This is a genomic window from Micromonospora sp. WMMD1128 (assembly GCF_027497235.1).
Lineage (GTDB): Bacteria > Actinomycetota > Actinomycetes > Mycobacteriales > Micromonosporaceae > Micromonospora.
The window spans coordinates 6,765,978-6,787,500 of the sequence record NZ_CP114902.1 but is presented as its reverse complement, the minus strand read 5'-3'; the positions used below and the strand labels follow the sequence as shown (position 1 = coordinate 6,787,500).

The following is a 21,523-nucleotide window of genomic DNA, read 5'->3' as shown; positions in this document are numbered from 1 at the left end:
GCGGTTCCGCGCCGGCGGGCGATGGCGGCGCTCGTTCTGACGAGCCCGTTCCACCGATCCGGGTCGGCACCCGGGTCGTTCGCGCGTGTCCGCGCGTCCCGTCATCGACCGGCACGAAAGGCGTACCTCCATGTCCTCAGCACGCATGCTCACCGGCGACCGCCCGACCGGGCGACTGCACCTCGGCCACTACGTGGGCAGCATCGCCAACCGGGTGCGGCTGCACCAGCGCTACGAGAGCTTCTTCATCATCGCCGACCTGCACATGCTCACCACCAGGAACACCCGCGCCGACATCGAGCAGGTCGCCGGCAACGCCCGCGAGATGGTCACCGACGTCCTGGCCGCGGGCGTCGAGCCGGAACGCGCCACGTTCTATCTCCAGTCGGCGATCCCCGAGGTCGGTGACCTGAACACGCTGTTGCAGAACCTGGTCACGGTGCCCCGCCTGGAACGGGTGCCGTCGCTGAAGGAGATGACCCGGGACGCCGGCAAGGACGAGATGCCGTACGGCCTGCTCGGATATCCCGTCCTCCAGGCGGCCGACATCCTCTGCGTGAAGGGGCAGGTCGTGCCGGTGGGGAAGGACAACGCGGCGCACGTCGAGGTGACCCGGGAGATCGCCCGCCGGTTCAACCACCTCTACGGCGACGTCTTCCCGGTGCCCGACCTGATCATGTCGGAGACGCCGACGCTCGCCGGCACGGACGGCGCCGGGAAGATGAGCAAGAGCAGGGGCAACGCGATCGCGCTCTCCGACGACGCGGCGACCGTGCGGCGCAAGGTGATGGGGATGTACACCGACCCGAACCGGGTCCGCGCCGACGTGCCGGGGACGGTCGAGGGAAACCCGGTCTTCGCCTACCACGACGTGTTCAACCCGGACCGGGCGCAGGTCGAGGAGTTCAAGACGCGCTACCGGGCCGGGCGGGTAGGCGACGTCGAGGTCAAGGAGGCGCTCGCCACGGCGCTCAACCGCTTCCTCGAACCGGTCCGCGAGCGCCGGGCCCGGTTCGAGGCGCAGCCCGGCCTGGTCGACGAGCTGATCGTCGCCGGCACCGAACGGACCCGGGCGCAGGTGCACGCCACGCTCGTCGAGGTCCGCCGGGCGATGGGCCTGACCAGCGCGTACACCCAGGTGCGGCGGCGGGCCGAGCGTTACCGCAAGGCCGCCGCCACGCCGGCCTGACGATCGGGGTACGCCGACGGCCGGTCCGGGTACGCGCTTGCGCCGAACCCGGGCCGGCCGGTTACGCTGCCGGCATGAGCAGTTCGCAGGCGTACCCGACGGCGTCCCCCGACGTCCGGCTCGGCGCGCTGCGACGCCGGCGGTCCCGCGACCGCCTGCGCTGAGCTTTCCTCTCCTGCGACCGGCGGATCGAGCCGCCGGTCGTCGTCGATCGTCCTCGCTCCGCCGCCCTTCCCATCCGGTGATCCGCGCGGCGGATCGAGCGAGATCGGCGTACCCATGGATCTTGAGAAGTTGCTTGCCGACCGGCTGGCGCCGGCGTTCGCGGCGGTGGCCGGCGGACCGGTGGACCCGGTCGTGCGGCGCTCGCAGCACGCGGACTTCCAGTCCGACGCGGCGCTCGGGCTGGCCCGGCGGCTCGGCCGGCCGCCGCGGGCGATCGCCGCGGAGGTACGGGACCGCGCGGAGCTGGCCGACCTCTGCGCGTCCGTCGAGGTGTCCGGGCCCGGTTTCCTGAACCTGACCGTCGCCGACGGGGCGCTCGGCGGCCTGGTCTTCGCGCTTGCCGCCGATCCGCGGCTCGGGGTGCCGGTCGCCGCCGGGCCGGAGACCGTGGTGGTCGACTACTCGGCGCCGAACGTGGCGAAGGAGATGCACGTCGGCCACCTGCGGTCGACGGTGATCGGGGACGCGGCGGCGCGGTTGCTGGAGTGGCTGGGGCACCGGGTGGTGCGCGCCAACCACCTCGGCGACTGGGGCACGCCGTTCGGGATGCTCATCGAGCACCTGGCCGACCTGGGTGAGGCGGAGGCGGCGCAGGAGCTGTCGATGGGCGACCTGGACGCGTTCTACACGGCGGCGCGGGCGAAGTTCGACGACGACCCCGGGTTCCGGGAGCGGTCCCGGCTGCGGGTGGTGGCGTTGCAGGGCGGCGACCCGGCGACGCTGCGGCGGTGGCGGCTGCTGGTGGCGCAGTCCGAGAGCTACTTCCTGACCGTGTACGACCTCCTCGACGTGACCCTCTCCCGGCCTGACTTCCGGGGCGAGAGCAGCTACCACGACCTGCTCGCGCCGACGGTGGATGAGCTGGACCGGCTCGGGTTGCTGCGGCACAGCGAGGGCGCGGACTGTGTCTTCCCGCCCGGTTCGGTGGGGCGGGACGGCGAGCCGCTGCCGCTGATCGTGCGCAAGTCCGACGGCGGGTACGGCTATCCGGCGACCGACCTGGCCGCGCTGCGGCACCGGACCCGCACGCTCGACGCGACCCGCCTGCTCTACGTGGTCGGGTCACCGCAGCGGCGGCACTTCGAGATGGTCTTCGCCACCGGCGCGCAGGCCGGCTGGTTGACCCCACCGGCCCGGGCCGAGCACGTCGGGTTCGGGTCGATCCTCGGGCCGGACGGGCGGATGCTGCGCAGCCGGGCCGGCGGGGCGGTGAAACTGGTCGGGTTGCTCACCGAGGCGGTGGAGCGGGCCACCGCGCTGGCCCGCGAGCGCAACCCGGAGCTGGGTGAGGCGGAGGCAGCCGAGGTGGGGCGCGCGGTCGGGATCGGCGCGATCAAGTACGCCGACCTGTCGAGCGATCGGCACCGGGACTACGTGCTGGACTGGGAGCGGATGTTGTCGCTCGACGGCAACACCGCGCCGTACCTCCAGTACGCGTACTCCCGGATCCGGTCGATCTTCCGGCGGGCCGGCGCGGCGGCGCGGCCGGGCGCGGACATCTCGCTCGCCGAGCCGGCCGAGCGGGCGCTCGCGTTCGAGCTGGTCGGCTTCGCGCCGGTGGTCGAGGAGGTTGCCGGCAGCCTGGAGTTCCATCACCTGGCCGGCTATCTGCACCGGGTCGCGGTCGCGTTCAGCGCGTTCTACGAGCGGTGCCCGGTGCTGCGGGCCGAGGGGCCGGTGCGGGACAGCCGGCTGGCGTTGTGCGACGTGACCGCACGGGTGCTCCGGCAGGGCCTCGATCTGCTCGGCATCCGGACGCCGGAGCGGTTGTGAGCCCGCCGGTCGTGCCCGGTCAGCGGGGCAGCCAGGACTGCACCTCGATCAGGTTGCCCTCGGGGTCACGCAGGTAGGCGGAGCGGACGCCCCAGCCGGGACGGTCGGCGGGCTCGGCGACGAGCGTCCCGGCGGGCAGCGCGGACACCGTTGCGTCCACGTCGGACACCGGGACCACGACGAGCACGCCGCCGTCGCCCCGGCCGACCGGGAGCACGGCTTCGGCGGCCCGCCGGCCCAGCAGCGCGAGCACGGTCTGTCCGGCGGCGTCGAAGCCGGCGTACTCGAACTCCTCGACCACCTTCTCCGGCTCGCCGAGCAGCGCGGTGTAGAAGGCGAGGGTGGCCGGGAAGTCGTCGGTGACCACGCGGGGATGCACGCTCATGACCGGACCCTAGCGGGCCGGGCTCGGCCCGGTGGTCCCGCTGCGCGTGCAACGGGACCCCGTCGATCCGGTCGAGCGGCTAGCGTGAGGTCCGGCCGGGCGGGAGGGAGACGACCATGGCGAATCGGCGGGCGGTGCTCGCCCCGGGACGCGGCTACGACACCCGGGGTCCGCTCTTCGTCTACGTCGGGGAGGCGCTGCGCCGGCTCGGCTTCGACGTGCACGAGGTGAGCTGGCAGCGGCTGGACGAGCTACGCCTGGACGCGGCGCCCGGCTGGGTGGCCGAGCAACTGACGCCGGTCCTCGACGCCGGCGTCGATCTGCTGGTCGGCAAGTCGCTCGGCAGCTTCGCCGCTCCGCTCGCCGCCGACCGGGGCATCCCGGCGGTCTGGCTGACCCCGCTGCTGCACGAGGCGGCCGTACGCGACCCGCTGGGCCGCGCCACCGCGCCGTTCCTGCTGGCCGGCGGCACCGCCGACCGGTCCTGGAACGGCGAGGTGGCGCGCCGGCTCAGCCCGTACGTGGTGGAGGTGGCCGACGCCGACCATTCGATGATGGTGCCCGGCCCGCTGGCCCGCTCCGCCGACGCGCTCGGCCGGGTCTGCACCGGGGTGGAGGAGTTCGTCAGCGCTCGATGATGGTGTTGTTCTCGTCGATGCCGTGGGTCCGCCAGTAGACGTCCCACTCGTCGTCGACGTGCTGCGGGACCTTCCCCTCCGGGTAACGGACGTACGGCGGGGTCGGCTCCTGGCCGTCCGGGAAGCAGGCGCTGCCGCCCTGGCCGCCGACCGCGATCGCCGGATACTCGCCGTCGGCGCAGATGGCCTCCTCGTAGGAGCAGCCGGTGGTGAGCATCAGCCCGCTGAGGCCGACCGCGGCCAGGGCGATCATGATTCGGGTTCGCATGGGGAGAATTCTGGTCGCCCCGGCCGCACCTGCCATCCGTACGGGTACTCAGTCGCCGAGGGCGCGGAGGCGGTCGGCCCGGCGTCCGGCGGGTCGAACACCCGCGCGTCCTCCAGGTGCAGGTGCTGTCCTCAGACCAAGTCGAAGCCGGCCTCCTCGGCGCGTACGACCTGGCGGATCAGGTCGTCCGGACGCATCTGCGGAACATAGATCCTGTCCTTCTTCGCAGAAGCGATGCCATGTCGCCCCTTTGACCGGCAGGTGCGCCCGGGTAGGGTGCGCGGTGTGACGGTGTTTCGGATCGGGGAGGCCGCGGAGTTGCTCGGCGTGAGCGCGGACACCGTGCGCCGCTGGGTCGACGCGGGCCGGCTGGCCGCCGCACGCGACGAGCAGGGCCACCGGGTGATCGACGGGGTCGAGCTGGCCGGGTTCGTCCGCGAGCAGGCGGGTGAGGCGAACGGCCGGTCGGAGGAGTCCTCGGCGCGCAACCGCCTGCGGGGGATCGTGACCGCGGTCGCCAAGGACACCGTGATGGCCCAGGTGGACATCCAGGCCGGGCCGTTCCGGATCGTCTCGCTGATGAGCCGGGAGGCGGTCGAGGAGTTGGGCCTGCGGGTCGGGTCGGTCGCGGTCGCGGTGATCAAGTCGACCACCGTGGTGGTGGAGCGGTCCGCCCCGGCCCACCGGGCACGGGTCGGCGCATGACTGCGACCCGGGTCCGGGGCGGCGTACGTCTCGTCCGCGCCGCACTGGCCGGCGTGACGGCACTGGCGGGGCTGGCCGGCTGCGCGGGCGGCGGCACCGACGCGCCCGGCGGTTCGGCTTCCGGTTCCGGGCCGACCGGGACGGTAACCGTGTTCGCGGCGGCGTCGCTCACCGAGTCGTTCACCCGGATCGGCCGGGACTTCGAAGCCGCCAACCCGGGTGTGACGGTGACGTTCAACTTCGCCGGCAGTTCCGCGCTGGCCAACCAGATCAACCAGGGCGCTCCCGCCGACGTGTTCGCCTCCGCCTCGCCGACGAACATGCAGTCGGTCACCGGCGACGGGCCGCCGACCACGTTCGTGAGGAACCAACTGGTCATCGCGGTGCCCAAGGGCAACCCGAAAGGCATCAGGGCGTTGGCCGACCTCACCGGGCCGGGGCTGAAGGTGGCGCTCTGCGCCGAGCAGGTGCCCTGCGGCGCGGCGGCCACCAAGGCCCTGACCGCCGCGCGGGTGAAGCTCACCCCGGTCACGCTGGAGCAGGACGTCAAGGGCGCGCTGTCGAAGGTGAAGCTCGGCGAGGTCGACGCGGCCCTGGTCTACCGCACCGACATCAGGGCGGCGACGGCCGACGTGGACGGGGTGGAGTTCCCCGAATCCGCCGGCGCGATCAACGACTACCCGATCGTCGTGCTGAAGAACGCCCCCAACAAGCCCGCCGCGCGGGCCTTCGTCGCCTACGTGCGGTCCGACCGGGGCATGGCCGTCCTGACCGCCGCCGGTTTCCAGGCCCCGTAGCGGCGATGACCTCGACCGGCGGAAACGGCACGGCGGTACGGCCCGAACCGGCCGGGTCGTCGCGCCGCGGTCGGGGGCAGCGGGTGCCGGTGGGTCTGCTGGTGCCGGCTGTGGTGGGCCTGCTGTTCCTGGTGCTGCCCCTGGCCGGGCTGGTGGTCCGCGCCCCGTGGGCCAGCCTGCCGCAGCGGCTCACCGAACCCGGTGCGCTGACCGCGCTGCGGCTGTCGTTGCAGACCGCCACCGCCGCCACCGTCGTGTGCCTGCTGCTGGGCATTCCGCTGGCGTGGCTGCTGGCCCGCACCCGTTTCCCGGGCCGCCGGCTGGTCCGCGCGCTGGTCACGGTGCCGCTGGTGCTGCCACCGGTGGTGGGCGGGGTGGCGCTGCTGCTGGTGTTCGGGCGCCGCGGCCTGGTCGGCGAGTGGCTGGACGCCACGTTCGGGTTCACGTTGCCGTTCACCACCACCGGGGTGGTCGTCGCCGAGGCGTTCGTCGCCATGCCGTTCCTGGTCATCGCCGTGGAGGGCGCACTACGCGGGGCCGACGCCCGCTACGAGGAGGCCGCCGCCACCCTCGGCGCCGGACGCTGGACCATCTTCACCCACGTCACGCTGCCCCTGGTCGCGCCGGGCGTGGCCGCCGGAGCGGTGCTGTGCTGGGCGCGCGCGTTGGGCGAGTTCGGCGCCACGATCACCTTCGCCGGCAACTATCCCGGCATCACCCAGACCATGCCGCTGGCCGTCTACCAGACCATCGAGGGTGGGGACCTGGACGGCGCGGTCGTGCTCAGCCTGGTCCTGCTGGCCGTGTCGGTGGCCATCCTCGCCGGCCTGCGCGACAAGTGGATCACCAGCGCATGAGCCCGGTCGTGGACGCGCACCTGGTCGTCGACCGGGGCACCTTCCGCCTGGACCTGCCGCTGCGGATCGAGGCCGGCGAGGTGGTCGCACTGCTCGGCCCCAACGGGGCCGGCAAGACCACCGCCCTGCGCGCCCTCGCCGGCCTGCAACCACTGGGCGCGGGCCACCTCGCGCTCGCCAGCCGCACCGTGGACCGGCCCGACAAGCGTCTCTGGACACCCCCCGAGCACCGCCCGATCGGCGTGGTCTTCCAGGACTATCTCCTCTTCCCGCACCTGAGCGCGCGGGACAACGTCGCCTTCGGGCCGCGCCGCCATGGCGCCGACCGGCGTGCCGCCCGTCGTCTCGCCGACGACTGGCTGGACCGGGTCGGTCTGGGCGACCAGTCGCGCCGCAAGCCGAGACAGCTCTCCGGCGGGCAGGCCCAGCGGGTCGCGCTCGCCCGGGCCCTGGCCGTCGACCCGGTGCTGCTGCTGCTCGACGAACCGCTCGCCGCGCTCGACGCCCGCACCCGGCTCGACACCCGCGCCGCACTCCACCGGCATCTCGGCGACCATGCCGGCGCCACGCTGCTGGTCACCCACGATCCGCTCGACGCGCTGGTCCTGGCCGACCGGCTCGTCATCGTCGAGGACGGCCGGATGGTGCAAAGCGGCGACGCCGCCGCCATCACCGCGCAGCCGCGAACCGACTACGTCGCCCGCCTGGTCGGACTCAACCTCTATCGCGGCACCGCCGACGGGCACACCGTCCGCGTCGACGACCGGCTCACCCTCGCCGTCGCCGACGCTCTGCACGGGGACGCGTTCGTCGCGTTCCCGCCCTCGGCCGTCGCGCTGCATCCGCGCCGGCCGGACGGCAGCCCGCGCAACACCTGGCCGGCCGTCATCGCCGGGCTGCAACGCCATGGCGACAACCTGCGAGTGCAGCTCGACGGCCCGATCGCGGTCGCCGCCGACGTCACCCCGGCCGCCGCCAGCCACCTCGATCTGGTGCCCGGCCGCTCCGTGTGGGCCGCCGTCAAGGCGACCGAGACCCGCGCCTACCCCGCCTGACCCGACCTCCGGCCGCCCCGCTCCTCCGGCCTCACTCGACCTCCGGCCGCCCCTGCCGGGCCGTCAAGACGACCGGGAGCCGCGCCCCTCCCGACTGACTCGGCCTCCGGCCGCCCCGCCGGGGTCAAGCCGACCGGGTGCCCCTCTCGCCTGAAGGGCCGGCCCCCCTTTCGGGAGACCGGCCCTCGGTTGTCAGGTGTTCGGCTTGATCAGCGCTGGAGGGTGAGCAGGCCCGGGCGGTAGGGCAGGAGGCCGTAGTCGCCGCCGGAGTTGGGGGAGCGGCCCTGGTAGAGGAGTTGGAGGTTGCAGGGGTCGACGGTGAAGGTCTGGTCGGCGGTGGTGCGGATGAGTTCGCCGTGGCTGATGTCGTTGGTCCAGGTGGCGCCGCTGTTGGCCTTGCCGGCGAAGGGGTTGCTCTCGCTGGTGGCGTTGGGGGTCCAGGAGCCGCCCAGGCTGGTGGCGGTGAAGGAGCGGAAGTAGCGGCCCTGGGAGCCGATGGCTTCGACGATCATGAGGTAGCGGGTCTGTCCTTGGAGTTTGTAGACCTGGACGGCTTCGAACAGGTTGTTCGTGCTGTCGCTCATGATGGTGGTGTAGTTGGAGCCGAAGTTGCCGGGGAAGTTCCCGATCGGCATGCTGGCGCGGTAGATCTTGCCGTTGTCGCCGGCGAAGAACAGGTACATGTTCTGGCTGTCACCGATGATCGTCTGGTCGATCGGGCCGGTGCCGGAGCCGGAGATGCTGCCGGTGAACAGGGGTTGTGCCGAGGACCAGCCGTTGGGGTTGGTCGGGTCGGACGAGGTCTTGTAGGAGAACGCCGTGCCGCCCCACTGGTAGGTCAGGACCCAGATGTTGCGGGGGGCGAAGTAGAACAGGGTGGGTGCGACGGTGCCCTGGTTCATGCCGTTCTGGCTGGCCGAGGCCATGTCGGACCAGTTGGTGAACGGGCTGAAGTTCATCGAGCCCCACGACGAACCGAAGTCGTGCGTGGTGGCGTAGACCAGGTGCTTACCGTTGTAGGGCGCGACGGTGAAGTCCTTCAACGACGCCCAGCCCGACTTGGGCTGCGCGAGCGCGCCGGTCGAGGACCAGCGGTAGCTCGACGGCAGGTTGCACGTGCCACCCGGCGGGGGCGTGGTCGGCGGCGTGGTGGGGTTGCCCCCGCCGTCGACGCGGACGAGCTGCCACTGCTGGTTGCTGCCGTTCCAGTCGTCGTACTGGACGATGCTGCCGCCGTCGGCGGTCGAGGCGCCCTGCACCTCGACCACCTTGTTGCTGTTCCGGTTGATCAGCCGGACGTAGCCGCTGTCGGAGTCGGCCAGCCGGAACTGCTGGTTGGTCCCGTTGCCGTCGGACCACTGCACGATGTTGGCGCCGTTGGCGGTGGAGAAGTTGTAGACGTCGAGCACCTTGCCGGACAGCCGGGACCGCAGCCGGTAGTAGCCGCCGCCCGAGTCGACGAACTGCCACTGCTGCTGGTTGCCGTTGTTGCGCGCCCACTGCACGATCCGCGCGCCGTCGTTCGTGGCCAGGTTGTAGACGTCCAGGGCCTTGCCGCTGTTGCGGTTGACGAGCACATACCAGGCGCTGGTGTCGACCGAGGCCGCGGCGGCGGGGGTCGACATCACCGCCGTGGCGCCGACGCCTGCCAACACGGCCGTCACGCCGGCCGCGACGACCCGCGGCATCCATCTGCGCCGCCGCGGCGGCGCATCCGACGGGGTTCTAGCAAAGGCGAACATGATCCTCCTCGATGGCCTGACCCGGACGGACCCGTCCGAGTGTTAGCGCTAACAAGATCTCGTGCACGTTGGGTACGCGTGCGATCTCGACAAGGCAGACCTGCCCGGAAAGCCCCAGCCTCGTCCTTGACCATCGAATGTGGGCGATAACATGGCGTTCGTCAAGTCGTAACTTCCCCGAATCATCGATCGACACCTGCCGAAGGCCCCGATTCCACGGGCATCACCCCTGCCCGCCGGTGCCGGACCGCCGGCGCATCGACGCCATGATGGCGTTAACATCGACTCCCGCGCATGCTCCGGCCGACGGGCGTTACGTGTGCGATGCGCGACAAACAGCTTCCTGACAACTTGCGGCGACCCTGGGCATCGGTAGCCCCGCACCACTCCGCGGGCCCGACAGGAAGGCGTCAGGATGAGGAAGTACGCGATGGCCGCGCTCGTGGTGGCGGTCACGATCGGCGGCGCCGGGTGCTCGACCCCCGACGACGACCGGGCGGACACCGGCGAGGCCGAGGTGGCCACGCTCCGCACCGAGACACCCGCCGCCGCGACCTCGGCACCGAAGGTGGAACGGCCTCGCGCCCGCCTCGACGACACCCCCGAGGACACCAAGGCCCTCTACGAGCCGTACGAGAAGTGCATGTCCGAGCACGGCTTCGACACCAAGAGGAGCCGGGTCGAAGGTCTCACCACGGGCCGGGCCGGCGCGGCGAACAATGCCTGCGAGAACTTCATGCCGCTGCCGCCGTGGGAGTTCGACCCGGCCAATCCGGAGGCGAAGGACTTCGCCCGCGACGTCGTCGCGTGCCTCAAGAAGAAGGGCGTCCGGTACGTCGAGGTGAACGCCGACGGTCCGGGCTGGGCGTTCGGCGGCAAGCAGAACGACGCGCGGTCGATCTCGAAGGGGATGGAGCTCTCGCCGGAGTGCGAGCGGGAGGTCACCGCCAAGCGGAAGTAACCCCCTCGACACCGGAGGCGCCACCCGCACCGGGTGGCGCCTCCGGTCGTACTCCGGCATGCCTCAGGTCGAGGCGAGCGCCTCGGTCGGCGTGAGACGGGACGCCCGGATCGACGGGTAGACACCGGCGAGCACACCGACCACGACCGCGCCACCGAGCCCTGCGAGCGTCGCCGGCACCGAGACCACGACCGGCCAGCCCTGCCAGGTCGCGTAACCGGCGGTCACGGCCACACCGATCAGGGTCCCGGCGGCACCACCGAGCGCGGCGAGCGCGGCCGACTCGGTGAGGAACTGGGCGCGGATCTGGCCGCGGTGCGCGCCCAACGCGCGACGCAGGCCGATCTCGGTGCGCCGCTCCAGCACCGAGACCACCATCGTGTTCGCCACGCCGATGCCGCCGACCAGCAGCGCGATCGCGGCCAGGCCGAGGAACAGGGTGGAGAAGTTGCTCTCGGTGGCCCGCTTCGCCGCGAGGGCGTCCGACGGGCGGGTGACCACCACCTGCCCGGGTTCGACGGGTGAGATGGTGGCCGGCAGGACCTCCCGGACGGCCTCGACCGCCGACTCCCGGCACCGCAGGTAGATGACCGTGGGACGCCCGTCGAAGCGGAGGTGGCTACGGGCCGCCTCCCAGCCGACCAGCACCGAGCGGTCCAGGTCCGGCGAGAGCGGCATCCGGGCGAGGATGCCGACGACGGTGAACCACCTGTCGCCGATGAACACGGACGGGCCGGGACCGCCGGTGGTGGGCAGATCCGCGAAACCCAGGCGGGTGGCGGCCACGGAGCCGAGCACCACGGTCGGGAACCGCTCCGTGACCGCGTCCAGCCACCGCCCGGCGCGCACCTTCCCGTCGACCGCCCGCAGCAGGTCCGGGCGGGCGGCGAGCACGGTCAGGCCGGAGCCGTCCGTGGCGTCGACGCGGTCGTTGCGGCGTACCAGCGCATGGGTGTTCGCGACCGCGCTCGCGGCCGTGACCGGCCCGATGCGCTTGACCATCGTCACGGACTCCGCGGGAAACTCCGGCGGTGAGTCCCGGTTGGGCTGCGCCATGGCCTGGAGGTGGTCGGTGCCCAGGGCGGAGAGTTCGCGCAGCAGCGCCGCCTGGCCGGAGGCCGGTACGCCGGTGACGAGGACCGTGGTGGCGATGCCGATCGCGATGCCCAACGCCGAGAACGCGGCCCTCGCCTTGCGGGTACGGATGCCGAGCAGTCCCACGTCGAGCAGGTCGACCGGGGAGAGCCGGACCCGGCGCGTCACCGGACCACCGACAGGTCGCGCACCAGCCGGCCGTCGCGCAACTCGACCCGGCGCGGGAGCCCGGCGGCGATCTCGTTGTCGTGGGTGATGATGGCGATGGTGGTGCCCTCCTCGTTGAGTCGGCGCAGCAGGCGGAGCACGGCGAGCCCGTTGCCGGTGTCCAGGGCGCCCGTGGGTTCGTCGGCAAGCACCAGCGCGGGGCCGTTGACGAGGGCCCGCGCGATGGCGACGCGCTGACGCTCCCCACCGGAGAGTTGGGCCGGACGGTGGGCGACGCGGTGGGCGAGGCCGACCCGGTCGAGCGCCTCCAGCGCCAGCGCGCGGCGGCGGCGGCGCGGCACACCCGCGTAGAGCAGGCCGGTGGCCACGTTCTCGGCGGCGGTGAGGCCGTCGGCGAGGTGGAACTGTTGGAAGACGAAACCGAGCCAGCGCCCCCGCAGGGCGGAGAGCCGGCGGTCGGAGAGCGCGGCCACGTCCTGCCCGGCGATCGAGATCGTGCCGGAGGTGGGCCGGTCCAGGGTGCCCATGAGGTTGAGCAGGGTCGACTTGCCCGAGCCGGACGGCCCGACGATGGCGACCAGCTCGCCCTCGGCGATGTCGAGGGACACGTCCCGCAACGCCTCGACCCCACCCGGGTAACGCATGCTGACGCCGCGCGCCGAGAGCACCGGACTCACGAGGTGGTCACCACCATCGTGCCCGCGTCGAGGCCGTCCCCTTCGACCTCGACGAGTCCCTGTGCGAAGAGACCGGTCTCGACCGCGACCAGGCCGCCGCCGGAGATCTGTACCCCGTAGCCGCCCTCGCTGAGCGCGAGCAACGCGCCGACCGGGACGACGAGGACGTCCTTGTGGGTCTCGGCGGCGAAGTCGACCCGCACGTCGGCGAGGCTGATCCGGGCGGTGGCGGCGGAGTTCTTCACGGCAATCGTCACGGTGACAGTGGGCGGGGCGCCGCCGGCGCCGGCCTCGCCCTCCGCCGCCTGCACCGCCTGACCGACGGCGGTCACCCGGCCGTTGATCGTGCTCTCGTCGGGCAGGTGCACGGTGACCGCGTCGCCCTGCTCGATGGAGCCCGCGTCGCTGATGCCGGCCTGCACGGTGACCACCTTCGAGGTCTGGGTGACCGACATCAACGTGGCGTCCGCGCCGTCCCCGGGCTGGGCGGCGACGGAGTCGACCCGGACCGCGCCGACGAGCACCACCACGTCCCCCGGCTCGATCGCGCCGGTCGCCGGCACCCCGAGGTCGTTCTGCCAGCGTTTGACGGCGTCCCGCAGCGCGGTGGTCAGCACGCCGTCGCCCCTGGCCACCGTGCGCGCCGGGGTGGGCGTGGACGGCGTACGGGTCAGTCGGGTGCCGGGCTTCGGCTGGTCGCCGACGTCGTAGCCGAGGGCGCGCAGGTTGTCGACGACGATCCGCACGTCCCGGCCGACCGTGTCGAGGTCGTGCAGCGGGCGGAACAGCGGCATCCCGCCGTAGAACAGCGGCACGGGCCGGTCGTCGACCCGGTAGAGCTGCTGGCCCCGCCGCACCGACGCGCCCTGCGCGGGCAGCCAGGTCACCGTGCCGCTCCCGCTGCCCTTGAGCAACCGGGCGGCGCCGAAGCCGAGCGTGCCCGGCAGCGACTGCGACGTCGAGATGTCCTGCTTCACCACCGCGACGCTCCGTACGCCTGTCGGTTCGTCGGCGGTCGGCGCCGGGCCGGCGTTTCGGCCGGACCAGGCGACGACGGCCGCGGTGGTCACCGCGGCGAGGACGACCGCGGGAATCATCACCCTGAGATATCGGCGGCGCGGCGCCGGTGGCGCCTCGACGCGGGGGATGACCTGGGTTTCGGTGTCCGACTGCGGCACCGTTCGGGTCAGTGGCATGGCGCCGATGGTGGCGCGGGAATATCAGGAACCTGTCAGACCGGAGCATGGTCTTTTTCACCGGATTGACAGCGTTGTGCCTGACCTATAGTCCCCACCATGTGCGCACGGGTGATGCTCGCCGAGGACGACGAGCGGCAGGCCGAGGCGCTGCGCCGCTACCTCGCCGCGGAGGGACACGAGGCGACGATCGTGCACGACGGCGAGGCGGCGCTGCGGCAGGCTCGGCAGCAGGCGTTCGACCTGCTGCTGCTCGACGTGATGCTGCCGAAGCTGGACGGCATGGAGGTCTGCCGGATCCTCCGGCAGGAGTCGGACGTGCTGATGCTGATGCTGACCGCGCGGTCCGGTGAGGACGATCTCCTGCGCGGGCTGGACCTCGGCGCCGACGACTACATGACCAAGCCGTTCAGCCCCCGGGAACTGGTGGCCCGGGTCCGGACGCTGCTGCGCCGGGTGCCCACGACCACTCAGCAGGCGCCGGTGCACCGGGTCGGGCGCCTCGCCGTGGACGAGGCCCGGCACACCGTGACCGCCGGCGGTGTCCCGGTCGACTGCACCGCCGGCGAGTTCGCGATCCTCGCGGCGATGACGCGTCAGCCCGGCCGGGTGTTCACCCGCGGCCAACTGCTGGCACACACCCGGGGCATCGACCGGGAGTCGACCGGACGCACCATCGACGTGCACGTGATGAACCTGCGCCGGAAGATCGAGGCGAACCCCCGCCGCCCCCGGCAGCTGCTGACCGTGTACGGCGTCGGCTACAAGCTGACCGCCGGTACGCCGTGAGACGCCAGCGGGTGCCACCGCACCGCAGCCTGGTGGTGCGGCTGCTGGCCACCTCCCTGCTGGTGGCGGTCTGCGCGATCCTCGCGACGACGTGGCTGGCCGTGCAGTCGACGACGCAGGCCATCCAGCAGGCGCAGGGCCGTTCCCTCGCCGACGACAAGGACATCTACGACACCCTGGTGGGCTACGCCGCTTCCCACCGGGACTGGTCGGGGGTGACCGCCGTGCTCGCCGAGCGGGCCGACACGCTCGAACGCCGGATCACGCTGATGACCCCGGAGCGGCAGGTGATCGCCGACTCCGCGCCGGACGGCCCGTCGTTGCGGGCGGCGCGCCCCTCGGCGACCGTCGACCCGTTGCAGGTGGACCTGGGCCTGACCGGTGGGAGCGCGCGGATCGACCCGCGCGTGCTCGGGCCGTACGTGCTGACCAAGCGGGAGAGCGCCTTCACCCGGACACTCGCCGGACAGTGGCACGACTGCATCCGCCGCGACTCCAAGCTGGGCGTGAAGGTCGTGATGGGCCCGACCGGTCGGGCGTCGGTCCAGGTGACCGGAACGGATCCGCGCGACATCGTCAGCTCCTGCGAGCCGGCCGAGCTGACCCGACCGTTGCGGAGCGAGGCCGAGCCGATCGAGCAGCTCGAGGCCGCGACAAGGTCCTGCATGCGCAAGGCGGGAGCGCCGGAACGGGTCGCGATCCAACTCGACCGTACGGCGATCCCGAGCGGCGACGCCGAGTTCGACAAGCAGGTCGACGCCTGCCTCCAGAAGGCACAGCTCGCCCAGTTGCGGCCGTACGTGGCGCCGCCGGCCCTGCTCTTCGTGACCGACGAGGCCCAGGGCACCACCGAGCCCGTGTTCAACCTGTCCCGGGCGAACGTGATCCGCATCGTCGAGGTGACAGGCGCGGTGCTGGCCGCCACCGTGCTCGTCACCGTGCTGGTCGGGCGGCGGCTGGTGCGACCGCTGCGGGCGCTCACCGACGCCACCCGGCTGCCGGCGGACGAGCAGGCCCGGGTGCCGGTGACCACCCGCGACGAGATCGGCCTGCTGGCCACCGCCCTCAACGACCTCGCCGCCCGGCGGGAACAGACCGAGGCGTTGCGCAAGAGCATGGTCAGCGACGTGGCGCACGAGTTGCGGACGCCGCTGAGCAACATCCGCAGTTGGCTGGAGGCCGCCCAGGACGGGCTCGCCCAGCCCGACGCGCAACTGCTCAACCTGCTGCTCGACGAGGCGTTGCTGCTCCAGCACATCATCGACGACCTGCGGGACCTGGCCGCCGCCGACGCCGGTGACCTGCGCATCCACCGTGAACCGCACTTCGTGGCCGACCTGCTGGAGCAGGTCGTCGAGGCGCATCGGGGCGCCGCCGAGGCCGCCGGCGTGCGGCTGGCCACCGAGGTGGTCGCCGACCCGGAGACGGCGGTCGACGGCGCCCGGCTGCGGCAGCTCGTCGGAAACGTGGTCGCCAACGCGATCCGGCACACCCCCGCCGGCGGATCGGTCACGGTCCGCTGCGTGGTGGTGGACGACCAGCTCACCATCGCCGTCTCCGACACCGGCACCGGCATCGCGCCCGCCGACACGGCGAAGGTCTTCGACCGTTTCTGGCGGGCCGACGACTCGCGGACGCGTAGCACCGGCGGGAGCGGTCTCGGCCTGTCGATCGCCCGCAAGCTGGCCGAGGCACATGACGGCACGATCTCGGTGGCGAGCGTCCTCGGTCAGGGCAGCACCTTCACCATCCGGCTGCCGATCGTCGCACCCGTTCCGCAGTGACCGGGCGGCGCCGGCGGGGGCCGGGCCGGGGGCGTCGCCGCACCCCCGGCCCGGATCGGGGTCAGCCGCAGCGCCTGCCGTTGAGCACGAAGACGGCCGGCGCCGGGTTGGTGCCGCTCCACGAGCCGTTGAAGCCGATGCTCGTCGACGCGCCGGGGGCCAGCCGGGCGTTCCAACTCAGGCTCTCCGCAGTCACACCCACCCCGCTCTGCTCCCACGTCGCCGACCAGCCCTGACCGACCTTCTGGGTGGCGGTCGGGAAGTCGAAGCCCAACTTCCAGCCGTCGATCGCGGTGGTGCCGGTGTTCTTGATCGTGACGGTCGCGGTGAAGCCGCCCGGCCAACTGTTCGCCGCGTATGCCACCGAGCAGCCGCCGGCCGGGGTGGTGGGCGCGGTCCGCACCGCCAGCCCGGGCGAGGCCGTCGAGACGTTGCCCGCCGCGTCGCGAGCGGTCACCACGAAGGTGTATGGGGTGTCCGGGCTCAACCCGGTCGCGGTGTACGAGGTGCCGGTGGCGCTGCCCACCTTCACCGTGCCGGTGGCGTCGACCCGGTGCACGTCGTACCCGGTCACGCCGGTGTCGTCGGTGGACGGCGCCCAGCTCAGCGCGACACTGTCGGCGGTGACCGTGCCGGCGGTCGGCTTGCCCGGCGCGGTCGGCGGCTCGGTGTCGCCGGGCGCGGCGCCACGCGGCAGCACCAGGTGGGTGATCGAGTTGGCCGGGAACGTGGCGGTGAAGCGGTTGGCGGTCACCGACTGGTCGGCCTCCCGGGTGATCCCGGTGAGGTTCGCCGCGCTGTAGCGGTACACCTCGGCGCTGCTGGCGGTGACGCCGGTGAGCGCCACCGGGCTGGTCAGGTCGTCCCCGCTCTTGTTCACCACCACCAGGGTGGTCGCCTTGTCGGAGGTGCGCTCGGCCGCGTACACGGCCAGTTTGTCCTGGTCGGCGCTCGTCGCCCGGACGGACGTCTCACCGAACGCGCCGCCCTTGCCGTCGTAGTTGCGGTAGATGCGGAAGGCGTTGGCCACCGGCTGGTCGGCCGTCGGCGCGGTCCAGAGGCTGGCCAGGTCGAGCCCCTCCCGGCCGAAGATGCCGAGCACGTCCGCCTGGGCGAGCGCGCCGTTGAGCGAACCGAACCCGCCCCAGCTGTACTCGGTCATCGCGATCTTCGTGCCGGGGTAGTGCTTGTCGGCCAGCTCCCGCATCCGGGGAATGAAGCGGACCGGCTGGTTGATCCAGCTCTCGTCCACGTACGTCGGATCCCAGAGCTGACGCGTCGAGCGCAGGCGCAGCGCCTGGGTGGTGGCGTCGCCTGCGTCCGACCCGCTGACGCCGGACTGCTGCGGGTAGAGGTGCACGTCGAAGTAGTCGAGGATTCGGTTGCCGTGCTCCTGCTCGTACTCCCGCATCCGGTCCAGATACCACGGGCCGAGATCCTGGCCCCCGTGCACGGCCTTGTCCGGCGGGTTGGACCAGCAGCCGGTCCGGGAGCAGGTGTCCTGGTCCAGGCCCGAGTAGAAGATCGAGTTCAGGCCCCAGCCGACCGGGCCGAGCGTCTTCGCCCCCGGGTCGGCCGCCTTGATCGCCGCGGCGTACTGGTAGGTGCGGTCGCGCAGCTCGTCGTAGCCCAGCCCGGCCGGGCGGACGTCGCGGTGGGTGGAGTGCCACAGGTCCGGCTCGTTGTCCAGGTTGTAGAACCGAACCCCGCCGTTCCCGGCCGCGCCGAACCGCTCCTTGAGGTGGGTGACGAAGTCGGCGGCGTACTGCGTCCCGACCGCCACGCTGGTGTCCTCCGGGTCGTTGCCGGTGATCAGGCTGCCGTCCGGCTTCTTCCCGTTGCCACAGTCCGGCGCCCACGGGTCGGTGGACTCCTGCGGGCCGTACTTGGCGACGCTGAAACCGCACGCCCTGGCCCGGTCCTTGGCGACCCAGCCGATCATCGGCACGGTCATGATGGTGTCGGTGCCGGTGGCCTTGTTCCGCGCCACGAACCGGTCGCTGTCCGAGCCGTCGGGAAGGCTGTCCGGGTCCGGGTTGTCGTTCGGGATGTTCTCGAAATACCAGTCCGCGGCCCGGTTGGTGGTGTCGTTGCGGAAGTTGTACCTGGTGGTGGCGTTGCCGCCGTACCGGTGCACCGGCAGCCGCAGCTCCCGGGCGAGGGCCTCGTCGGCGAAGTTCATGCCGTAGACGTACGGGCTGATCGCGTGCCGGCCGGCGGTGGCGTCGACGGCCAGCGCCGGGCCGGCCGCAGCCAGGGCGGGTTCCGGCAGGGCCAGGCCGCCGAGGGTGGCGGCCAGCACGACCGGGAGCAGTGCGGTGGTGGGACGCACGAGCTTTTCCTTCCGAAGGAAATCGAAGCTCGCCGTTGGGAGCGCCGCCACAGCCTGGCGCGATTCTCCGATCACGTCAATACCCCACGGCCGGAGAGGGGCAGCGGCCCGCACGCCGCATCGGTCCGGACGAGAGCGGGGCAACTCGCTTGACAGACATCAATGCGAGATCAATTCGGATTCCACCGCCTCGCAACCGGGCGGATTCGAGCTCGATTCGCCCGCGCCGCCTCTTCTGCTGATCGTCGCCTCCCGCTATTCTGTCCTGCTCGCATCTTGGCACCTGGGAGAGCGATGACTGATCAACTGACACTCCTCGTGGAATCGTCGGACAACTTCCGTTTCCTGGCAGAGCCGGCGCTCGTCCTGGCGGCGGACGCGGCAGCGGCGGAGATGTATGTCGACTCCGACCCGGACGCGGCGCTGGCGAAAGCGCGCAGGTTCGCCGAAACCATGGCGAAGATGCTGGCCAAGCAGGCGGGACTCGAACCGAGGAAGATCAAGGACCAGAACTTCCGGATTAGGGAACTGGCGCGGGTCGGGGTCGTCCCGGAACACGTCGCGCAAATCTTTCACCTCATCCGACGTGACGGCAACCAGGCGGTTCACGAGTACTGCGGCGAAACCGAGAAAGCGGCATCGGTGGTCGCCGCCTGCTTCGAGCTGGGAGCATGGTGGTACCGCGCCCAGACCGGTCGCGAAGTCACTCATTCATTCACACGCCGGCCGGCGGCCGAGACAACCTCGCTGCGCGATTCACTCAGCAACATCAACAAGAGGTTGGACAAGCTCCAACAGGCATTCGAGTCCGAGGTGGGGCGGGACCGGTCGGTGTCGACCGGGTTGAAGGTGGCCGCCGGCAGCGCCGCGATCGCGGCGGCGGTAGCCGTAGCCATTCTCGTGGGATCGTCCCAACTCCCGTCGACACGCGACCCCGCGACCGACGGTCCTCCCTCCCCGGGACCGCCGTCGGGGCCCCCGATCGCGGCTGCTGTCTCGTTCGACGCGGTCGCCTGCCGATCCTCCGGCTGGGTGGTCCCCGGCCGGGGCAGTGCCCCGGTCCCCTACTCCCCGAGCCGTCCCTCGGCGGAGGCGGTGCTGGCCAGCAACGGAGAAATCACCCTCACCGTGCAGGGCCTGGCCGACCGGTCAGTCGTGCTCCAGTCGATGAAGGTGGAGGTGCAGCGGCGCGACCCGGCGATGATCGGGACGTACCTGCCGGTGGGCTGCGAGGGAGGCCTCCGGCCCCGGAAGTTCCTGCTGGATCTCGACGCCGTCCGTCCCCGGGTCGTCGCGGAGGCTGGCTCGGTCCCGTTTCCGTACAAGATCAACCAGACCGAGCCGGAGCAGTTCCTGATCACGCCGAGAGTGAGCGGCGCGGAGGTCGAGTTCCGGCTGGTCCTGAGCTGGACCTCCGGCGCCGATGCGGGATCTCTGGTGCTTCCGGACCCCGCACAGCCGCCGTTCCGCGTCACCGCTCCCACCGCCGCCCGAAAATTCTGCCTGCACCTCGCCGACTCACAGTGGAGGCCGTCGTGCTGACCCGACTGGCAACCGCGCTGCTCCTGCTGCTCGCATCGGGGTGCACGGACGACGCCTCGCGGTCCCGCCCGACAACCAGCTCCAGGCCACCCGGACAGGTCACCTTCCAGCCGCCCGAGTGGCTCAGGATGCCGCCGACCCGGCTGGGGACGATCGGCGTCGATCTGGAGGCGGTGGGATGGGACGGCGGTTTCCTGCTCGCCCACGACGCCGGTGGCCTGGAAGGGCGCGACGAGGAGACCTACACGTCCACGGATGGTCGTACCTGGCACCTGAGCACGCCGAAAGGGACGATGAAGCCACCTAGCTGCTGCGACCGGTTCGCGGCAGCCTATGGCGAGGCGGCCTACCTCCTCGGCTGGGACACGCGGAACGACCTCGTGGTACGACGCACCGAGGATGGCGACACCTGGGACACAACCCGATTGGAGTTCGGGGATCTGGCCGTGCGCTACCGGGGGGATCTCGCCGTCGCCATCGCGGCAGGCCCGGAGGGTGTGCTGGTGGTCGGCCGGGATGCCGTCACGCCCGCCCGGCACCACGGCGTCTATGTGTGGTACTCGCCGGACGGTCACACCTTCACCGCGATGGTCAAGGTGCCCGGCCCGGTCGACCCGGATCCGCCCCTCACCACGTTGGCGGCGACGCCGGACGGCTTCCTCCTGGCCATGACCACCGCGAAGGAAACGAAGATCCTCTTCTCCCGGGACAATGGCCGGTGGCAGGACATCACCGAAGGGCTCGGAGACGTCGGCGCCGTCGACCACGTGAGCGGCAACGCCGACACGACGGTGCTCCTGGCCCATCGAGCGGGATCCGAGGAACCGCTGGCCTGGTACCGCCGTCAGGGGAAGTGGAGGCGGGCGACCATCGAGCCGGGACATCTGCCCGACGCCGGTGTCGTCCCGCCGGATCAACGCCGGGTGGCCGCGGTGCGGACCTGGGGCAGCGGATTCGTCGCCGTCGGACACACCTACGGCAGCGATGGGCAGGAGCAGTCCGGTCTGGTCTGGTACTCCGTCGACGGCTCCGGATGGAAGCGGATGCCCGTGCGCGACAACGGCTTCGACACCGCGTGGCCTCTCCTGGATCTCGCGATATCCCGACAACTGGCATTGCTGGTCGGCTGGCGACTGGACCGGGCGGAGCCCCCGGAGTGGCTGGTGACCTGGCAGGCGGATTCTCCCCCGATGCCGAAACGCGCGCACGACTAGCTCTCGGCGGTCCCCTGCTGGACCGGGTTATCGCGGACGTATCGGAAAACGCATACGCCACCGCGACAGCCCGATCTCTTCAATGGAGGGGCGACGGCACCTGACCGGCCTCGCCAGGAGATCGGCGGAAC

19 protein-coding genes are annotated in these 21,523 nt (G+C 71.9%); 12 read left to right on the top strand and 7 right to left on the bottom strand.

Going from position 1 to position 21,523, the window contains the following annotated elements; translation table 11 throughout:
• The first annotated feature begins 130 nt into the window (after positions 1-130).
• Together trpS and argS are read left to right on the top strand one after the other, a co-directional pair.
• Entirely contained in the window at positions 131-1,189 is a 1,059-nt protein-coding gene (gene trpS, locus O7602_RS30795; protein WP_281586125.1) for a tryptophan--tRNA ligase, read from the top strand.
• Between the two features lie 279 nt (positions 1,190-1,468).
• Entirely contained in the window at positions 1,469-3,187 is a 1,719-nt protein-coding gene (gene argS / locus O7602_RS30790; protein ID WP_281586123.1) for an arginine--tRNA ligase, read from the top strand.
• Between the two features lie 19 nt (positions 3,188-3,206).
• Here the strand turns inward: argS and O7602_RS30785 are convergent, their stop codons facing one another.
• Complete coding sequence (locus O7602_RS30785; protein ID WP_281586121.1) at positions 3,207-3,572, bottom strand: VOC family protein; 366 nt, start codon at positions 3,570-3,572, stop codon at positions 3,207-3,209.
• A gap of 116 nt (positions 3,573-3,688) precedes the next feature.
• Here O7602_RS30785 and O7602_RS30780 point away from each other — a divergent pair, with 116 nt between their 5' ends.
• Complete coding sequence (locus O7602_RS30780) at positions 3,689-4,210, top strand: alpha/beta hydrolase (protein ID WP_281586120.1); 522 nt, start codon at positions 3,689-3,691, stop codon at positions 4,208-4,210.
• On the opposite strand, the gene O7602_RS30775 is transcribed toward O7602_RS30780, so the two are convergent.
• Positions 4,197-4,478 carry a hypothetical protein gene (locus tag O7602_RS30775; protein ID WP_281586118.1) on the bottom strand — a complete coding sequence of 94 codons (282 nt, stop codon included), beginning with the start codon at positions 4,476-4,478 and terminating at the stop codon, positions 4,197-4,199. The genes O7602_RS30780 and O7602_RS30775 overlap by 14 nt on opposite strands.
• A gap of 285 nt (positions 4,479-4,763) precedes the next feature.
• Between O7602_RS30775 and O7602_RS30770 the strand changes: the two genes are divergently transcribed.
• The 4 genes from O7602_RS30770 to O7602_RS30755 are packed head-to-tail and all read left to right on the top strand — an operon-like array spanning position 4,764 to position 7,892.
• The gene (locus O7602_RS30770) at positions 4,764-5,183 is read left to right on the top strand and encodes a TOBE domain-containing protein (RefSeq protein ID WP_281586116.1); all 420 of its coding nucleotides are present in this window, start codon (positions 4,764-4,766) and stop codon (positions 5,181-5,183) included.
• Positions 5,180-5,980: a molybdate ABC transporter substrate-binding protein gene (gene modA, locus O7602_RS30765; protein ID WP_281586115.1), complete on the top strand. Its 801-nt coding sequence runs from the start codon at positions 5,180-5,182 to the stop codon at positions 5,978-5,980. Before O7602_RS30770 ends, modA begins: the two co-directional genes overlap by 4 nt.
• 5 nt (positions 5,981-5,985) lie before the next feature.
• Positions 5,986-6,837, top strand: coding sequence for an ABC transporter permease (locus O7602_RS30760; protein ID WP_281586113.1), 852 nt, complete (start codon positions 5,986-5,988; stop codon positions 6,835-6,837).
• Positions 6,834-7,892 carry an ABC transporter ATP-binding protein gene (locus tag O7602_RS30755; protein ID WP_281586112.1) on the top strand — a complete coding sequence of 353 codons (1,059 nt, stop codon included), beginning with the start codon at positions 6,834-6,836 and terminating at the stop codon, positions 7,890-7,892. The genes O7602_RS30760 and O7602_RS30755 overlap by 4 nt, the downstream gene beginning before the upstream one ends.
• A 209-nt stretch (positions 7,893-8,101) precedes the next feature.
• On the opposite strand, the gene O7602_RS30750 is transcribed toward O7602_RS30755, so the two are convergent.
• Positions 8,102-9,634 carry a non-reducing end alpha-L-arabinofuranosidase family hydrolase gene (locus O7602_RS30750; RefSeq protein WP_281586110.1) on the bottom strand — a complete coding sequence of 511 codons (1,533 nt, stop codon included), beginning with the start codon at positions 9,632-9,634 and terminating at the stop codon, positions 8,102-8,104.
• Positions 9,635-10,049: 415 nt separating this feature from the next.
• Between O7602_RS30750 and O7602_RS30745 the strand changes: the two genes are divergently transcribed.
• Positions 10,050-10,595, top strand: a complete 546-nt coding sequence (locus O7602_RS30745) for a hypothetical protein (RefSeq protein ID WP_281586108.1) — start codon at positions 10,050-10,052, stop codon at positions 10,593-10,595.
• A 63-nt stretch (positions 10,596-10,658) separates the two neighbouring features.
• Here O7602_RS30745 and O7602_RS30740 read toward each other — a convergent pair whose 3' ends face one another.
• From O7602_RS30740 to O7602_RS30730, 3 genes are read right to left on the bottom strand one after another with little or no spacing between them, the layout of a single operon-like run.
• A complete protein-coding gene (locus tag O7602_RS30740) occupies positions 10,659-11,858 on the bottom strand; it encodes an ABC transporter permease (protein ID WP_281586106.1) in 1,200 nt (399 codons plus the stop codon).
• Complete coding sequence (locus O7602_RS30735; protein ID WP_281590635.1) at positions 11,855-12,502, bottom strand: ABC transporter ATP-binding protein; 648 nt, start codon at positions 12,500-12,502, stop codon at positions 11,855-11,857. Before O7602_RS30735 ends, O7602_RS30740 begins: the two co-directional genes overlap by 4 nt.
• Before the next feature lie 29 nt (positions 12,503-12,531).
• A complete protein-coding gene (locus O7602_RS30730; protein WP_281586105.1) occupies positions 12,532-13,731 on the bottom strand; it encodes an efflux RND transporter periplasmic adaptor subunit in 1,200 nt (399 codons plus the stop codon).
• Positions 13,732-13,830: 99 nt separating this feature from the next.
• Between O7602_RS30730 and O7602_RS30725 the strand changes: the two genes are divergently transcribed.
• Entirely contained in the window at positions 13,831-14,520 is a 690-nt protein-coding gene (locus O7602_RS30725) for a response regulator transcription factor (protein ID WP_281586103.1), read from the top strand.
• A complete protein-coding gene (locus tag O7602_RS30720; RefSeq protein WP_281586101.1) occupies positions 14,517-16,304 on the top strand; it encodes a HAMP domain-containing sensor histidine kinase in 1,788 nt (595 codons plus the stop codon). The genes O7602_RS30725 and O7602_RS30720 overlap by 4 nt, the downstream gene beginning before the upstream one ends.
• Positions 16,305-16,365: 61 nt before the next feature.
• Here O7602_RS30720 and O7602_RS30715 read toward each other — a convergent pair whose 3' ends face one another.
• Complete coding sequence (locus O7602_RS30715; protein WP_281586100.1) at positions 16,366-18,636, bottom strand: glycoside hydrolase family 44 protein; 2,271 nt, start codon at positions 18,634-18,636, stop codon at positions 16,366-16,368.
• Positions 18,637-18,930: 294 nt separating this feature from the next.
• Between O7602_RS30715 and O7602_RS30710 the strand changes: the two genes are divergently transcribed.
• Together O7602_RS30710 and O7602_RS30705 are read left to right on the top strand one after the other, a co-directional pair.
• A complete protein-coding gene (locus O7602_RS30710; protein WP_281586098.1) occupies positions 18,931-20,178 on the top strand; it encodes a DUF4145 domain-containing protein in 1,248 nt (415 codons plus the stop codon).
• Complete coding sequence (locus tag O7602_RS30705; RefSeq protein WP_281586097.1) at positions 20,172-21,392, top strand: hypothetical protein; 1,221 nt, start codon at positions 20,172-20,174, stop codon at positions 21,390-21,392. Before O7602_RS30710 ends, O7602_RS30705 begins: the two co-directional genes overlap by 7 nt.
• Positions 21,393-21,523 lie beyond the last annotated feature (131 nt).